The sequence below is a fragment of the Nocardia sp. NPDC051832 genome, from assembly GCF_040681285.1.
Classification (GTDB): domain Bacteria; phylum Actinomycetota; class Actinomycetes; order Mycobacteriales; family Mycobacteriaceae; genus Nocardia.
Map to the genome: position 1 here is coordinate 718,712 of NZ_JBFAYL010000001.1, position 16,204 is coordinate 734,915.

Annotated in this window: 13 protein-coding genes; 5 read left to right on the forward strand and 8 right to left on the reverse strand. The window is 66.8% G+C overall.

From position 1 onward, the window contains the following. Window positions 1-2: 2 nt before the first annotated feature. Both AB0M14_RS02940 and AB0M14_RS02945 read right to left on the reverse strand, forming a co-directional pair. Complete coding sequence (locus AB0M14_RS02940) at window positions 3-1,463, reverse strand: cytochrome ubiquinol oxidase subunit I (RefSeq protein ID WP_364987966.1); 1,461 nt, start codon at window positions 1,461-1,463, stop codon at window positions 3-5. 134 nt (window positions 1,464-1,597) lie between these two features. After that, window positions 1,598-2,518, reverse strand: coding sequence for an aminodeoxychorismate lyase (locus AB0M14_RS02945; protein ID WP_364987970.1), 921 nt, complete (start codon window positions 2,516-2,518; stop codon window positions 1,598-1,600). A 135-nt stretch (window positions 2,519-2,653) separates the two neighbouring features. On the opposite strand from AB0M14_RS02945, the gene AB0M14_RS02950 reads away from it, so the two are divergent. The 4 genes from AB0M14_RS02950 (at window position 2,654) to AB0M14_RS02965 (ending at window position 5,770) form a co-directional block, all read left to right on the forward strand. Continuing rightward, window positions 2,654-3,766, forward strand: a complete 1,113-nt coding sequence (locus AB0M14_RS02950; protein WP_364987974.1) for a folate-binding protein — start codon at window positions 2,654-2,656, stop codon at window positions 3,764-3,766. After that, the gene (locus AB0M14_RS02955) at window positions 3,766-4,440 is read left to right on the forward strand and encodes an MOSC domain-containing protein (protein WP_364987977.1); all 675 of its coding nucleotides are present in this window, start codon (window positions 3,766-3,768) and stop codon (window positions 4,438-4,440) included. The genes AB0M14_RS02950 and AB0M14_RS02955 overlap by 1 nt, the downstream gene beginning before the upstream one ends. Beyond that, entirely contained in the window at window positions 4,437-5,387 is a 951-nt protein-coding gene (locus AB0M14_RS02960; protein WP_364987980.1) for an asparaginase, read from the forward strand. The genes AB0M14_RS02955 and AB0M14_RS02960 overlap by 4 nt, the downstream gene beginning before the upstream one ends. A 176-nt stretch (window positions 5,388-5,563) precedes the next feature. Further along, a complete protein-coding gene (locus AB0M14_RS02965; RefSeq protein ID WP_357329548.1) occupies window positions 5,564-5,770 on the forward strand; it encodes a DUF3073 domain-containing protein in 207 nt (68 codons plus the stop codon). 231 nt (window positions 5,771-6,001) lie between these two features. Here the strand turns inward: AB0M14_RS02965 and purM are convergent, their stop codons facing one another. The 6 genes from purM to purF form a co-directional block, all read right to left on the reverse strand. Then, the gene (gene purM / locus AB0M14_RS02970; RefSeq protein WP_364987984.1) at window positions 6,002-7,081 is read right to left on the reverse strand and encodes a phosphoribosylformylglycinamidine cyclo-ligase; all 1,080 of its coding nucleotides are present in this window, start codon (window positions 7,079-7,081) and stop codon (window positions 6,002-6,004) included. Between the two features lie 194 nt (window positions 7,082-7,275). Then, window positions 7,276-9,009: an ABC transporter ATP-binding protein gene (locus AB0M14_RS02975; RefSeq protein WP_364987988.1), complete on the reverse strand. Its 1,734-nt coding sequence runs from the start codon at window positions 9,007-9,009 to the stop codon at window positions 7,276-7,278. Further along, the gene (locus AB0M14_RS02980) at window positions 9,002-9,982 is read right to left on the reverse strand and encodes an ABC transporter permease (RefSeq protein ID WP_364991248.1); all 981 of its coding nucleotides are present in this window, start codon (window positions 9,980-9,982) and stop codon (window positions 9,002-9,004) included. The genes AB0M14_RS02975 and AB0M14_RS02980 overlap by 8 nt, the downstream gene beginning before the upstream one ends. A 95-nt stretch (window positions 9,983-10,077) precedes the next feature. Beyond that, window positions 10,078-11,088 carry an ABC transporter permease gene (locus AB0M14_RS02985; protein WP_364991252.1) on the reverse strand — a complete coding sequence of 337 codons (1,011 nt, stop codon included), beginning with the start codon at window positions 11,086-11,088 and terminating at the stop codon, window positions 10,078-10,080. A gap of 116 nt (window positions 11,089-11,204) precedes the next feature. Continuing rightward, window positions 11,205-12,722, reverse strand: a complete 1,518-nt coding sequence (locus tag AB0M14_RS02990) for an ABC transporter substrate-binding protein (protein WP_364991255.1) — start codon at window positions 12,720-12,722, stop codon at window positions 11,205-11,207. 420 nt (window positions 12,723-13,142) lie between these two features. Beyond that, entirely contained in the window at window positions 13,143-14,711 is a 1,569-nt protein-coding gene (gene purF / locus AB0M14_RS02995; RefSeq protein WP_364987992.1) for an amidophosphoribosyltransferase, read from the reverse strand. Window positions 14,712-14,876: 165 nt separating this feature from the next. Between purF and AB0M14_RS03000 the strand changes: the two genes are divergently transcribed. After that, the gene (locus AB0M14_RS03000; protein ID WP_364987996.1) at window positions 14,877-16,199 is read left to right on the forward strand and encodes an ABC transporter permease; all 1,323 of its coding nucleotides are present in this window, start codon (window positions 14,877-14,879) and stop codon (window positions 16,197-16,199) included. Window positions 16,200-16,204 lie beyond the last annotated feature (5 nt).

Sequence of the window (16,204 nt, forward strand, 5' to 3'; positions counted from 1 at the left end):
TCCTAGTAGGCGAAGGAAAGCTTCTCGACGGGTTCCCCGGTCGGCCCCGGGGTGTCGGATTCGGTGGCGGCCGGTTCCGGTCCGGCCATCACGTAGCGCCGCTGCAGATAGAACCAGGCGACCGCGAGAATTCCGTAGAGCAGCGTGAAGACGATGAGCGAGGTCAGGATGGTGCCCGCGGACACCCCGGAAACGCCCTGCTGCACCGTCATCCGGATATTCGGGTCACCGGTCGGATTGGGCGCGACCACCCAGGGCTGCCGCCCCATCTCGGTGAAGATCCAGCCGGCGCTGTTGCCGAGGAACGGTGTGGCGATCGCCAGCAGCGACAGCCAGCCGAACCACTTCTGATCCGGCACCCGCCCGCGCCGGGTCAGCCAGAATCCGACCAGCGCCAACAGGATCGAGCCCGCCATCCAGGTGATCATGGCGCGGAAGGTCCAGTAGGTGACGAACAGGTTGGGCCGGTAGTCGCCGGGCCCGAACTTCTCGTTGTAGGACGCCTGGAGGTCTTTGACGCCGTCCAGGGTGACGCCGCTGAACTCGCCCTTGGCCAGCCACGGCAGCACATACGGGACCTCGATGAGGTGATCGACGCTGTCGCAGTTGTTGTGCGTGCCGACGGTGAGAATGGAGAAGTCCGGATCGGTTTCGGTGTGGCACAACGATTCCGCCGACGCCATCTTCATCGGCTGCTGCTCGAACATCAGCTTGCCCTGCACGTCGCCGGTATAGATGAGCGCGACGCAGGCGACCGGAATGATCCACAGCCCCAGGCGCGCGGCGGGCCGCCACATGGTGCGGGCCTCCTCGACGTCCGCGCCGCCCTTGCGCACGGTGCGGACCATCCACCAGCCGGCGACGCCCGCAACGAACGTGGCCGCGGTGAGCAGGGCGCCGGCGATGACGTGCGGGAAGGCCGCGAGCGTCGTCACATTCGTGATGACTTCCCAGATGCTGGTCAGCTCAGCGCGTCCGGTCTCGGGGTTGTAGCGCGCCCCGACCGGATGCTGCATGAACGAGTTGGCCGCGATGATGAAGTACGCGGAGGCGTTCACGCCGAGGGCGACCAGCCAGATGCAGGCCAGGTGCACCTTTTTCGGCAGCCGGTCCCAGCCGAAGATCCACAGGCCCAGGAACGTCGACTCCATGAAGAAGGCGACCAGGGCCTCCATCGCCAGCGGTGCGCCGAAGACGTCGCCGACGAAGCGGGAGTATTCGCTCCAGCCCATACCGAATTGGAATTCCTGCACGATGCCGGTGGCGACGCCCAAGGCGAAGTTGATCAGGAACAGCTTTCCGAAGAACTTGGTGAGGCGCTTCCAGTGCTCCTTACCCGTCACCACCCAGGCGGTCTGCATGCCGGCGACGAGCGGCGCCAGGCCGATCGTGAGCGGCACGAAGATGAAGTGGTAAACCGTGGTAATTCCGAACTGCCAACGCGCTACGTCGACGACGTTCATCCGATCTCCTGCCGATCTACGACATGTCGTAGTAAACGATACGCCGGAAGGTGCTCGGTTCAACGTGCTCTGCAACACGACACGCCGGAAGTTAGCTGGGGCGCGATTTCCTCAGTCGCCGAAGGCGTTGCGGCTCACCAGTCGCGGACCGAACCCGCTTTCTCGATACCCCGGTCCACCAGCTCGATGATCTCGTCGGCATTGTCCGGCGCCGACATCCGCAGCCCGTCCAGCGAGTTCACCCGAGCGGCCAGGGTGATGCTGGACAGCAGCCAGATGCTGTCGCACGTGAGCAAATCCGCAGTGAACAAAGATTTATAGGTGCACTCCCAGCCGGCCTGCTCCGCCTCGGCGTAGAGCGCGCGCTGCGTAACGCCCGGCAGCACACCGTTCTTCGCGGGCGGCGTGAGCAACTGCTTGTCCCGCGCGATCACCACCGTCGATCGCGGGCCCTCCAGCACCCGGTTCTCGTTGCTGGTGAAGATCACGTCGTCGGCGCCCATCCGCTGCGCGAATCGCAGCGCCGCCATATTCGTCGCGTAGGACAGCGTCTTCGCGCCGAGCAGCTGCCACGGCGCGGCCTGCGCCAGATCGATCGAGATCCCCCGGGCCAGCGACACCACCTTGATGCCTTCGGTGCGGGCCTTGGCCACCCGCGCCCCGACCGGCAGGACCAGCACGTACGCGGTCGGCACCGGTACCGCGGCCGCCAGATCACCGGAGGTGACGCTGTCCTGCACGCCGGGTAGTTCGCTGTCGCGCCCCCGGGTCAGCACCATCCGCAGCACGCCCTCGCGCTCGCTGCCCCACTCCTTGGCGGCCGTCTCGACCGCCTCGCGCCAGCGCGCCAATTCCGGCTCGGGTAGGTCCAGAGCCTGCGCCGAGTGCCGCAGCCGGCCTAGGTGGTGTTCGATCGCACACGCTTTACCGCTACGCACCAGTACCGTCTCGAAGACACCGTCACCGCGCAGCACACCGATGTCGTCGGCAAACAGCAACGGCGCGTCCGCATCCCGGACCGCGCCGTCGAGTGTTACAAGAACTCGATCTACCATGCCGTCGAGCGTAGGGTAACCGGCTGGACAACGCCTCGCTTCGCTCGGCTTTTGTCCAGCCCATTGTGTTCCGGATAGGCGCTTTCTGGTCATCCTGAGCGCGGCGAAGGATCTGATGCGCCTAGAGTGGTTTACGTGTCCGTGGTCGTTGTGCCCAGTCCTCTTCTTTCCGTCTCGGGTGCTGTCGCGGGAATTCCGGGTTCTCCGGATGCCGCGGTGGCCTGGCATTACGGGGATCCGTTCGGCGAACAGCGCGCCGCCGTGCAGCGCGCGGCGGTAATCGACCGGTCCCATCGCTTCGTCCTGAGCATCACCGGTAAAGAGCGCCTGACCTGGCTGCACACCATCACCAGCCAGCATGTCGCGAACCTGTCCGACGGGCAGTCCGCCGAGAATCTCGATCTCGATCTCAACGGCCGCGTGCTCAACCACTTCGTGCTGACCGAGCTCGACGGCACCGTGTGGATCGACACCGAAGCCGAACGCGGCCCCGATCTGCTCGCGTTCCTGCAGAAGATGGTGTTCTGGGCCGACGCGAAACCGGTCGCCGCCGACTACGCGGTGCTGAGCCTGCTCGGTCCCGGCGTGGCCGACCTCACCGCCACCCTGGGCATCACCGCACTGCCTGCCGCTTTGCAGGCCGTGCCGCTGCCCAGCGGCGGCTTCCTGCGCCGCATGCCATGGCCGACCGCGGACTCCTTCGATCTGCTGATCCCCCGCGAACGCCTCGGCCACTGGTGGGCCGAGCTGACCGCAGCGGGCGCCGTCCCGGCCGGCATGTGGGCCTTCGAAGCGCTGCGGGTGGCCGCCGTACGCCCGCGCATCGGCCAGGACACCGACGATCGCACCATCCCGCACGAGGCCCGCTGGATCGGCGGCGTCGAGGAGTACGGCGCGGTGCACCTGAACAAGGGCTGCTACCGCGGCCAGGAAACCGTCGCCCGCGTGCACAACCTCGGCAAACCCCCGCGCCACCTGGTGCTGCTGCACCTGGACGGCTCGGCCGACGAACGGCCCGTGCCCGGCGACGACGTCACCGCCGGCGGTCGCACGGTCGGCCGGCTGGGCACCGTCATCGATCACTTCGAATTCGGCCCGATCGCGCTGGCTCTGGTCAAGCGCGCGGTGCCCGCCGACACCGCGCTCACCGCCGGGCCGACCGCCGCCGCGATCGACCCCGACTCGGTCCCCGTGGACGACACACCCCAGGCGGGCCGGCTCGCCGTCGACCGTCTGCGCGGCCGGTGATGCCGGCCGAGGTGCTCGCGGTCTGTGTCGTGCACGCCGAGCTCGAAGTGCCGGGCCGGGTCGGCCGCACCGCGATCGACAAGCGACCGGTGGCCGGCCGGGTCGGGGTACAGAAGCTCGGTCTCGCCGGTGACCACGTCGCCGACACCAAGAACCACGGCGGCGTCCATCAGGCGGTCTACGCCTACGCCGAGCAGGACGCCCAGCGCTGGGCCGCCGAACTCGGTCGCGACCTGCCCGCCGGCTGGTTCGGCGAGAACCTGCGCATCGACGGGCTCGCGGTCAGCGACGCGGTGCTCGGCGCCCGCTGGGCGATCGGCGACACCTTGCTCGAGGTCAGCGCCCCGCGCGTGCCCTGCGCGGTCTTCCAGCACTGGTCCGGCGAGGCGCACTGGGTCAAGCGCTTCACGCTGCAGAGCGATACCGGCGCCTACCTGCGCGTGCTCACCGAGGGCAGCATAGGCGCGGGTGACGAGGTCCGCGTGGTGCACGTCCCCGAGCACGGCGTCACCGCCCGCGACCTGTTCGTCGGCGCGGACCTGGACCGGCTGAACCTGCTGCTCGAGGCGGAGCCGTCGATCTCCGATGACGTCCGCATGCAGATCGACCGGCACGCCCGCCGGCACGCGAACGCCGCCCGCGCCGTGGCCCAGCGAACGGAGGCAGTCTCGTGAGCGTTGAGCTGGTCGAGGTTGTTCGGAGCGGGTTCCGGGAGTGTGTGCATCGCGGTTCGGTGGTCATCCTCGGCGCGGACGGCGAGGCCACGCTCGAGCTCGGCGAGGTGCACCTGCCGATCTTCCCGCGCTCGACCAACAAGCCGATGCAGGCGATCACCCTGCTGCGCAACGGTTTCGAACCGGCCGACGACGCCGAGCTGGCGATCACCACGGCCTCACACTTCGGTGAACCCGAGCACGTCGCCCTGGTGCGGCGCCTGCTGGAGCGGTTCGGCTTCGACGAGAAGCAGCTCGAATGCCCGGCCGACTACCCGTTCGAGGACCGCGCCCGGGCCGCCGCCGTCACCGCCGGCCCGCCGCGCAAGGTCTACATGAACTGCTCCGGCAAACACGCCGCCATGCTCGCGACCTGCCAGATCAACGGCTGGCCGACCGAGGGGTACCTGGCCGAGAACCACCCGCTCCAGCAATCGGTGATCGCCACCATCACCGAGCTCACCGGCGAGCCCGAAACCGATCTCGGCATCGATGGTTGTGGCCTGCCGATCATTCCGGTCTCGCTGGTGAATCTGGCGCGCGCGTTCGCCACGATGGCCACCGCCGCGCCCGGCTCGCCGGAGCGGCGCGTCGCCGAGGCGATTCGCGCGCACCCGCGAGTGATTTCCGGCACGAACGCTCCGGACTTGCTGGCGATGCGAGCCACACCCGGCCTGGTCTGCAAAATCGGCGCGGACGGCGTGCACGCGGGCGCGCTGCCGGACGGTTCGGCTTTCGCCTACAAGATCGATGACGGCCATGACCGGGCACGAATGCCCTTGACGCTGGCCATTTTGCAACGCATGGGCATCGAATGGACCGATGCGCACACCGAACTCGCGGCCCTGCCGATCATGGGCGGCGGCGCCCGGGTCGGGGTGATCCGGGCCATCCCCGGCGCGCTGTAGGCAACCCGGGCAGACGGCGACAACCGGGCAAACGACACCACTTCCGGAGTACTTCCCCCACTCCTGGAAGCGCGAGCGCCGGACACACGCTAAAGTGTCTGTCAGGAAGAGTATTAATTCGAACGGGGCCGCCAACACACCCCAGGCCGCCCCGCAGTGACGCGAGGGGGTCAGCCATGGGCCGTGGCCGGGCTAAGGCAAAGCAGACCAAGGTTGCACGCGAGCTGAAGTACAGCACGCATAACACCGACTTCTCGAGCCTTCAGCGCGAGCTTTCGGGTAGCCCCAACTCTCAGATGAGTGGTGGAGTGCTGTCCGAGGAGCACGACGCAGACGAGTCCCCATCCCGTAGTTGGGATGAGGACGACGACTGGCGCCGCTGAGATTCGGATCTTCACCGTAGGAGAGGTCGGCGGGCCTCTCCTACGAGCGTTGACACCGTGCTGCGGATAACGCTGTACAACTTTTCATAACGAAATCAGCGCCCTCATCGCTACGATGCGGGGCGCTGAGTCGTAGCTGGACAAAGCTCGGAACTCCTTGGCCGCCAACGAGTCCGCACATACCGAAAAGCCCCGGCCGTGGCCGGGGCTTCGCAGTGTTTCAGCGGTGGTTCAGAAGCGCGGGTGCTCGCCGACCAGCACCGCGCGCAACGCGTCGGCGTCCTTGGCCTTCTTCACCGTGCCGAGCGTCCAGCACTCGATGTGGCGCGCGGTGAGCACCGCCAGGGCCCGGTCCACGTCCTCCGGCGCGACGACGGCGACCATGCCGACGCCCATGTTGAAGGTCTTCTCCATCTCGACCCGCTCGACACGCCCGCGCTGCGCGATCATCTTGAACACCGGCGCCGGGCTCCAGGTGCCGCGATCCAGCTCGGCCACCATGCCCGCGGGCAGCACCCGGGCCAGGTTCGCGGCCAAGCCGCCGCCGGTGACGTGGGCGAAGGTGCGCACGTCGGTCTCGGCGATCAGCGCCAGGCAGTCCTTGGCGTAGATGCGGGTCGGCTCCAGCAGTTCCTCGCCGAGGCTGCGGCCGAACTCCTCGACGTGCCCGGTCAGCGACATCCGGTCGATGTCGAGCAGGACCTTGCGGGCCAGGCTGTAGCCGTTGGAGTGCAGGCCCGAGGAGCCCATGCCGATGACCACGTCACCGGGACGCACCCGGTCGGGGCCGAGCACCGAGTCGGCCTCGACGACGCCGACGCCGGTCGCGGACAGGTCGTAGTCGTCGGGGTCCATCAGGCCCGGGTGCTCGGCGGTCTCGCCGCCCAGCAGTGCGCAGCCGGCCTTCACACAGCCCTCGGCGATACCCGAGACCAGTTCGGCGACCTTCTCCGGGACGACCTTGCCGATGGCGATGTAGTCCTGCAGGAACAGCGGCTCGGCGCCGCAGACCACCAGGTCGTCGACGACCATCGCGACCAGGTCGAGCCCGACGGTGTCGTGCTTGTCCATCGCCTGCGCGACCGCGATCTTGGTGCCGACGCCGTCGGTGGAGGCGGCGAGCAGTGGTTCGCGGTAGCCGCCCTTGAGGGCGAACAATCCGGCGAAGCCGCCCAGACCGCCCTGCACCTCGGGACGGCTGGCCTTCTTCGCCAATGGTCCGAACAACTCGACTGCGCGGTCACCGGCTTCGATGTCCACGCCGGCCGCGGCGTAGGAAGCCCCAGCACCGGAGGGGGTCTGTTCAGTCATTTTCGGGGAAAGCTCCAAACCGAATCGGCGGATAGATGCCTGCTCACGCTACCGGAACCGGATAACGGCCCCGCAGCGGAGTTGGCAGGCAGGCCCGCCGCTCCGCGTCTTTTGCCGGTCGTAGGCCCATGTCCGTGCGAAATCAGTTGTCACTTTTCGCAAATATCCGCCCCGGTTGACACTCCGGACTGCCACTACGTCACCTCCGTGGCGAACAGGGCCGCGGTCTCGGCCCGCCGGCGCCGCTGCTCGACCGGGTCCGGCACGGGCACCGCGGCGACCAGACGCTGGGTGTACTCCTGCTGTGGATCGCGCAGGATGCGATCCCGGTCGCCCTGTTCGACGACCGCGCCGTTGCGCAGCACCACGATGCGATCCGACAGCTGGTCCACCACGGCCAGGTCGTGACTGATGAACAGGCAGGCCCATCCGCAGTCGCGCTGTAACTCGCCGAACAGGTCGAGCACCGCCGCCTGCACCGACACGTCCAGTGCGCTGGTGGGTTCGTCGGCGACCAGCAGGTCGGGTCCGGTGACCAGGGCCCGGGCCAGGCTGGCGCGCTGGCGCTGCCCGCCGGACAGCTCGTGCGGGTACCGGCGTTCGGCGCCCGCGGGCAGCTGCACGTCGTCGAGCATGTGCCGCACCCGCTCCCGGATCTCCGCGGCGCTGCCCATCTTGTGCACGAGCAGCGGTTCGGCCACGCAGTCGCCCACGGTGAGCCGCGGGTTGAGCGAGGTCGCCGGATCCTGGAAGACGAAACCGAAGCGTTTGCGGATCGGCCGCAGCTGACGCTGCGACATCCCCGAGATCTCCGCGCCGCGCACCCGCACCACTCCGGAGCTGGGGCGCTGCAACGCGGCTACGCACCGGCCGATGGTGGACTTGCCGGAGCCGGATTCACCGACCAGGCCGACGGTCTCGCCGGCCGCAATGGTGAAACTCACATCGTCGACCGCCTTGAATCGCGGGCGGCCGAACGGCCCCGGGAACTCCACGACCAGATCGCACACCTCGAGCACCGGCTCGCGGCCCGCCTCGGCCCCGCGTTCGACCTCGGCCTCCGACTGCGCCAGGGACGGCTCGGCCGGTTCGGTCACCTGCACCGGCCCGGACGGCTCCTTGCGCGCGCCGAGGTGCGGTACCGCCGCGAGCAGCTTGCGGGTGTACTCCTCGCGCGGATTCGCGAAGAGCTCGTCCACCGGGGCGGTTTCGACGACCTTGCCGTTCCACATCACCACGACCCGATCGGCGAGGTCGGCGACCACGCCCATGTTGTGGGTGATCAGGACGATGGCGCTGCCGATGCGATCACGCAGATCGCGCAGCAACTCCAGGATTTCGGCCTGCACGGTGACATCGAGGGCGGTGGTCGGCTCGTCGGCGATGATCACCTTCGGTTCGCAGGCGATGGCGATGGCGATCACCACGCGCTGCTTCTGCCCGCCGGAGAGCTGGTGCGGGTAGTAATCCACCCGGTGCTCCGGATCGGGCAGCCCGACCAGGCGGAGCAGTTCGATCGCCCGCGCCTTGGCCTGCTTCTTGTTCATATCCGTATGCGCCCGAATGGCTTCCGAGATCTGGAAGCCGACGGTGAACAGCGGATCCAGGGCCGAGCCCGGTTCCTGGAACACCATCGAGATGGCGCCGCCGCGCAGGGCGGTGAGCTGCTTCTCACTCATCTTGGTGATCGCCTGGGTGCCCAGCGTGACCAAGCCGGTGACCTGGGCCGTGCCCGGCAGCAGCGCCATCGCCGTGCGCGAGCTCACCGACTTGCCCGAACCCGACTCCCCCACGATGGCGAGCACCTCGCCGGGGAACACCTCGTAGGACACGTTGTCGACGGCGTGCACCGGGCCCGCGTCGGTAGCGAAGGTGACCGACAGCCCCTGAATGGACAGCGCGGCTGCACCGGTCTGCTGGCTACTCATCCCGGTTCTCCTTGCTGAGCACGACTTCGGAGTTCTCGGACGCGGCATCCACTTCGGGAGTGCCGGTTTCACTGACGATGACGTCGGTCCCGACCGCGGTCGGACGCGCGGTGCGCCGGGTCCGCAACAGGGGGTTGAGCACCTCGTTCAGGCTCTCGCCGACCAGCGTCATGCCGAGCACCACCAGCACGATGGCGGTACCGGGGAAGATCCCGGTCCACCAAATGCCGTTGGAGACATCGGAAATCGCCTTGTTGAGGTCATAGCCCCATTCCGCGGCCTGGGTCGGTTCGATACCGAAACCGAGGAAGCCGAGCGCGGCCAGCGTGAGGATCGCTTCGGCGCCGTTGAGGGTGATGATCACCGGCAACGACTGGGTGACATTGGCGAAGATGTGCCGGAACAGGATTCGGCCGGTGGACGCTCCGGTCACCCGGGCGGCGTCCACATAGGGTTCCTGTTTCACCGAGATGGTGGCGTTGCGCACCACCCGGAAGTACTGCGGCACGAAGATCGCCGTGATCGCGATCGCCGCCGACAGCACGCCGCCGAAGCTGCTGGACTGGCCGCCGGCCACCACGATGGACACCACGATCGCCAGCAGCAGCGTCGGGAAGGCGTACATCGCGTCCATGAACAACACCAGCACACGGTCCGGCCAGCGTCCGATATAGCCGGACACCAGGCCCAGTGGCACGCCGACGAACAGCGACAGCACCAGCGAGGTCAGGATCACGTACAGCGCGGTCCGGGCGCCGAACAGCACTCGGGAGAACACGTCTTCGCCGCGCACCGAGGTGCCGAACCAGTGCTCCGCCGACGGCGCCTGCTGGCGCACGAAATCCGTTCCGTTCTCCTGTATCTGGGAGAAACCGTACGGCGCGAGCAACGGCGCGAAGATCGCCGCGAGCACGAAGATCGCGATCAGCGCGAGGCCGAAGATCAGCGTGGCTCGCTGTAGTCCCGAGGTCATCGTGAACAGCCGTAGCCCGGGTATTCCGCGCTTGCCGGCCACCGGCGGTACCGGAGCCGTGACAACCGGTTCGTTGAGCAATTCCGGTGTGGTCATCAGAACCTCACCCTCGGGTCGATCATCGCGACAACCATGTCCACCAAGAAGCTCGCCACCGCGATCATCACCGCGATGAACGCGACAATCCCTTGTACCGCGATGAAATCGCGGGCCTTGAGGTATTCGGCGAGCTGGTAACCGAGCCCCTTCCATTCGAAGGTTGTCTCGGTGAGCACCGCGCCGCCGAAGTGCATGGCGATGTACATGCCCATCACCGTGACGATCGGAATCATCGAGTTACGGAAGGCATGTCGCCCGGTGACCACCCGCGAGGACAGGCCGCGAGCCCGAGCGGCTTCGACATAGCCGGACCGCAGGGTCTGGATCAGATTGATCCGCACCAGGCGCAGGAATACGCCCGCGGTCAGCAATCCCAGCGTAATCGACGGCAGCACAGCATGTTTGAGCACATCGATCAGATAGTCGTTGTTCCCGTACAGGATCGCGTCGACCACCATGATGTTGGTCTTCGGCTCGACGTGCTGCAATCGCAATTCGACGTTGGTGCTGGCCCGGCCCGCCACCGGCAGCCAGCCCAGCTTGATCGAGAACACCAGCTTCAGCAGCAGGCCGACGAAGAACACCGGCGCCGCGTAGGCCAGGATCGCGAACATGCGCAGCCCGGCGTCGGCAGCCGAATCCCGATGTGTCGCAGCGTATCTACCCAGCGGGATACCCACCAGGAAGGCCACGATCAACGCCCAGATCACCAGCTCGAGCGTCGCCGCGCCGTAGGTCATGATGACCTCGCTGATCTGCCGATTGTCTTGGGATCGGCCGAAATCACCGCGCATCAGACCGGACAGATACTCCCAATACTGGGTCAGGATCGGCCGATTCAGCCCGGCCGCCTCCTTACGCGCATCGATCTGTTCCGGGCTCATGCGGCCACCCAAAGCCGCCGTGATGGGGTCACCGATTACCCGCATCAAGAAAAACACCACGGTCACCAGAATCCACGCGGTCAGCGGGATCATCAGCAACCGAACACCCACATACCGCAGCAGGGCAGCGTGACGAGAATCGCCCGAAATCCACGGCGGCAGCCCGAACCGCCGGGCCCGGATCGGAGTCGAGTTTTCGGTCTCGACTGCCGATTCGGACCCGGTCGTTTCTACTGAGCTCACTTGCTCAGCGTCGTGTATCGGAACTTGAAGGAACCGTCCAAGGTGATGCCCTGGACGTCTTTACCGGACACCGCGATCTGCTTACCGACCAGCAGCGGAAGGGTCGGAATGTGCTTGTCCGCCAGTTCCTTCTGCAGCTGCGCCAGGATCTCCAGCCGCTTGGTCTTGTTGGTCTCGGTGCGCTCCGCGGTCAGCAGGGCGTTGATCGCCGGATCCTCGAAGTGCGACTGCAGGAAGTTGTTCGGGCCGAAGAACAGGTAGTTGTCCGGGTCCGGGAAGTCCGGGAACCAGCCGAGCTGGTAGATCGGGTAGGCATCCTGGGTGCGTTCCCGGTTGTAGGTGACCCATTCGGTGGACTGCAGGTTGACCTTGAACAGACCCGTGGCATCCAGCTGCGATTTCACCGCCGCGTACTCCTCCGAGCTGGAGGGGCCGTAGTGGTCGGGGTTGTACTGCAGGTTGATCTCGACCGGAGTCGCGACGCCCGCGTCGGCCAGGTACTTCGCGGCCTTGGCCTTATCCGGCTTCTCGCCGTAGAGCTCCTTGAACGGCTCGGTCGCGCCCGGCTGGCCCTGCGGCACATGCGAATACGCCGGCGCGAAGGTGCCCTTGTAGATGTTCTGCCCCAGCGCGGCGCGGTCGACGGAGGAGGCCATGGCCTTGCGGATGGCCAGCTTCTGCTCCGGGGTGCCGCCGGGCATGGTGTTCATGTTGAACACGATGTAGCGGAGCTCGCCACCGGGGCCCTCGGTCACCTTCAACTTGTCCGAGCCGCGCAGCGATTCGATGTCGGTCGGGGTGAAGGAGCGGTAGGCGGCGTCGAGTGCGCCGTTCTGCAGATCCAGCTTCATGTTGTCGGCGGTCGCGTAGTACTTCGCGGAGACCCGCTTGGTCTTCGGCGTTCCCAGGATGCCCTTGTAGTCAGGATTGGCCTGGTAGTCCACCAGCTGGTTCTTCTGGTAGCTGAGGATGGTGTACGGCCCGGAGTAGCCCTTCTTCTCCACCACTTCCTCGTCGGGAATGATGCGGTCCGCGGGGAACACCTTTTCGTCGACGATCGGGCCGGCGTTGGTCGGCAGGATCGCCGGGAAGGTCTGATCGTTGGCCTCCTTCAACGTGAAGGCGACGGTGAGATCATCCGGAGCTTCGGTCTTCGCGAGATTCGCCAGCAGCGCGGCGGGACCGTTCGGATCGTTGATCTTGAGCACCCGGTCGAAGGAATGCTTGACGCTCTTGGCGGTCAACGGGTTTCCGTTGGCGAACTTCAAGCCCGGCTTCATCTTGCAGGTGTAGACGGTCGGCGAGGTGAACTCGCACTTCTCCGCGGCGTCCGGTTTGGGCGTGGTGTCGCCCGGCTCGAAATTCAGTACATACGAATAGATCTGGGTCTCGGCGACCAGCGAACCGTTGTCGTAGACGGCCGCGGGGTCGAGCGCGACCACCTTGTCCGTAGTGCCGACGAGCAGACCGGCCTCGCCGCCCTCATCCTTGTTACCGGAACCACAACCCGCCACGACCGAGGTCGTCAGCGCGGCCAAGCCGACCGCCGCGACCCACTTCGTCCGGGTGCGCCGTCCAGGCGTCCTTGAAACAATCAACTCAGGCCCCATCTCGAGCATGCGCCCGCGCCGTGTGACCCTGGATCACAGGCACGGCTCGGGCACGGTGAACTACCGATATGACGGGGACCGTACCCAGGAACCATTTCCGGCGAGTTGCGTTTTCGAAGAAAAAATCACGGGGGTGTTAGCAGACGGACGGTGTCCGGCGACCGTGGAGTCCCCTTGACAGGTCATATGTCCAGGTTGGCCTGGATTTCAGATTTTCGGTGTCTCGAGTAGGCCACGACACCGGGCATGACACCGACGCTGACGCCAGGGCAGAAACGACCGAAGGCGCCCCCGCGGGGACGCCTTCGATGTACGGATTCGAAATTACGGGCGGCTCAGGGCGCTCGCATTCGCGTTGTCGCTCAGCAGCATCGCCTCGGACTGCCCGCTGAGCATGCCTTCCAGGACGTTCTTGCCGATGGCGGCCTCGGTGGGCAGCGGGATCGGGTAATCGCCGTCGAAGCAGGCGGCGCACAGGCGCGAGCGCGGCTGCTCGGTGGCGGCGATCATGCCCTCGGTGGAGATGTAGCCGAGGCTGTCCGCGCCGATGGAGCGGCGGACCGCCTCCACCATGTCGTCGTAACTGTCGTCGGCGCCGCCCGCCCCGTTGGCGATCAACTCCGCGCGCGAGGCGAAGTCGATGCCGTAGAAGCACGGCCACTTCACCGGCGGCGAGGCGATGCGCACATGGATCTCCAGGGCGCCCGCCTCGCGCAGCATGCGGACCAGGGCGCGCTGGGTGTTGCCGCGCACGATGGAGTCGTCGACGACGATGAGCCGCTTACCGCGGATCACCTCGCGCAACGGATTCAGCTTGAGCCGGATGCCGAGCTGGCGGATGGTCTGGCTGGGCTGGATGAAGGTGCGGCCGACGTAGGCGTTCTTCATCAGACCCTGGCCGTACGGGACGCCCGAGCCCTGTGCGTAACCGACCGCCGCGGGGGTGCCCGACTCCGGCACCGGAATCACCAGATCGGCCTCGATCGGATGTTCCTTGGCCAGGCGGCGGCCGATCTCGACGCGGGTGGCGTGCACCGAGCGGCCGGAGATGGTGGAGTCGGGACGGGCCAGATAGACGAACTCGAAGACGCAGCCCTTGGGCTCCGGATTGGCGAAACGCATCGATCGCACGCCCTCGGCGTCGATCGCCAGCAGTTCGCCCGGCTCGATCTCGCGGACGAAGGCGGCGCCCACGATGTCCAATGCTGCGGTTTCGCTGGCGACCACCCAGCCGCGGTCCAGCCGGCCCAGGCAGAGCGGGCGCACACCGTGCGGATCACGCGCGGCGTAGAGCGTGTGCTCGTCCATGAAGGTCAGACAGAACGCGCCCTGCAGCGTGGGCAGCAGTTCCATCGCGGCCTGCTCGATGGACGAATCGGCGGCGGCGTGCGCGAGCAGCGCGGTCACCACGTCGGAGTCCGACGTCGCGCCCACCGGCTGCGGCCGGCCGCCCTGGATCGGCGCGCCCACGAGCCCGAGTTCCCTTGCGCGGGTCGCCAATTCGGCGGTGTTGACGAGATTTCCGTTGTGGCCCAGGGCAAGTCCGGAACCGACGGCGGTGGTGCGGAAGATCGGCTGCGCGTTCTCCCAGGTCACACCGCCCGTGGTGGAGTAGCGGCAGTGGCCGACGGCGATATGGCCCGGCATCGCCGCGAGCGTCTGCTCGTCGAAGACCTGGCTCACCAGACCCAGATCCTTGAACACCAGGATCTGCGAACCATCCGACACCGCGATACCCGCCGCCTCCTGGCCGCGGTGCTGCAATGCGTAGAGCCCGTAGTACGTGAGCTTGGCCACGTCCTCGCTCGGGGCCCAGACACCGAAAACGCCACACTCTTCGCGTGGTTCGTTCTCGTCCTGATCGGGAATGACTGCCTGGCTGACGTCGGTCAACGTTTGCTCCCTATTCGGGCGGGCTGGGGGCAACCTCATTCTACGGATGGAAATCCGGCGCGGAGCACCGCCACCGCATACTGGCGGCAATCCGCCGCGAGGAGTGATCCGAGACACCGGCCGGAGGTGCCGAATATCGGCTTCATCTGCTGTTACGGTCCGGGCGTGACGACATCGGAGGAAGTGGAGACGACCCGGACCCCTCGCCTGCGACCGCGCGCCTGGCTCGCCCCGGTGGTGGTGCTGACGCTGTTCATGGCCCTGCTGGGCACCATGTACCTCGATTACGTGGTCGACCCGGAGAAGAACCTGCACGACTTCCCGATCGCGCTCGTCAACCAGGACGAGGGCGACGTCACCGGGCCGCCGGACGCCCAGAAACAGGTGAACTTCGGCACCCAGATCGCCGCGGCTCTCAAAGAGGGCATTCCCGCGGACAAGGTCGATCTGCGCGAGCTCGGCATCAACGAGGCCGAGTTGCAGATGCAGAACGGCCAGGTCTACGGCACCATCGTGATTCCGAGCGATTTCAGCAAACGACTCGGCATTCTCGGCGCCGGCAGCGTGATCCCCGGCGATATCCAGAAGCCGGTCATCACCTTGCAGACCAACCCGCGGACCGGCGCGTTCGTCACCAATATCGTGCAGAAGGTCGGCAACGAAGCACTGGCGCAGGTCGACAAACAGGTCGGCGAACAGCTCACCGAGCAGGTGAAAGTTCAGCTGACGCCGCCCGACGGCGGCCCGGCCCCGGAGCTGACCGGCGCCACTCGCCTCGCCCTGGCCAATCCGGTCGACATCATCGTCGAACCGTTCCGCCAGCTGCCCTCGGGCACCGGCGAGGGCCTGACGGCCTTCTTCTACGCCCTGTTGCTGTTGCTCGCCGGCCTGGTCGGCTCGATGACCATCCACACCATGCTGGACGCGGCGCTCGGCGTCGTGCCCACCGAATACGGGCCCTGGTTCGTGCACTATCCGCGCACGCAGATCTCCCGGTTCAAGACCCTGCTGATCAAGTGGGGCGTGATGGTTCTGACGTCGTTCGTGGTGTCGGGAGTCTTCGTTCTGGTCGGCAAGGCCCTTGGCATGCCGATGAACAACTCGTACCTGCTGTATCTGTTCGGTGTGCTCGCGATCGCGGCCGTCGGCATCACCGGCCTGTCCATTCTCGCGGCCATCGGTTCGGCGGGCCTGCTGGTGAACCTGATCCTGTTCATCATTCTGGGCTTGCCGTCCTCCGGCGGCACCGTCCCGATCGAGGCGACTCCCCCGTACTTCGGCTGGCTGGCGCAGTTCGAGCCGATGCACCAGGTCTTCCTCGGGGTCCGGGCGATCCTCTACTTCGACGGGAACTACCAGGCCGGTCTGGGGCGCGGCGTCTGGATGTCGCTGCTGGGCATGGCCATCGGACTGGTCCTCGGCCTGCTGGTCACCCGGTTCTACGACCGCAAGGGGCTGCATCGCGGCGCGGAGGTCGTCGTCGAGTGACAGCG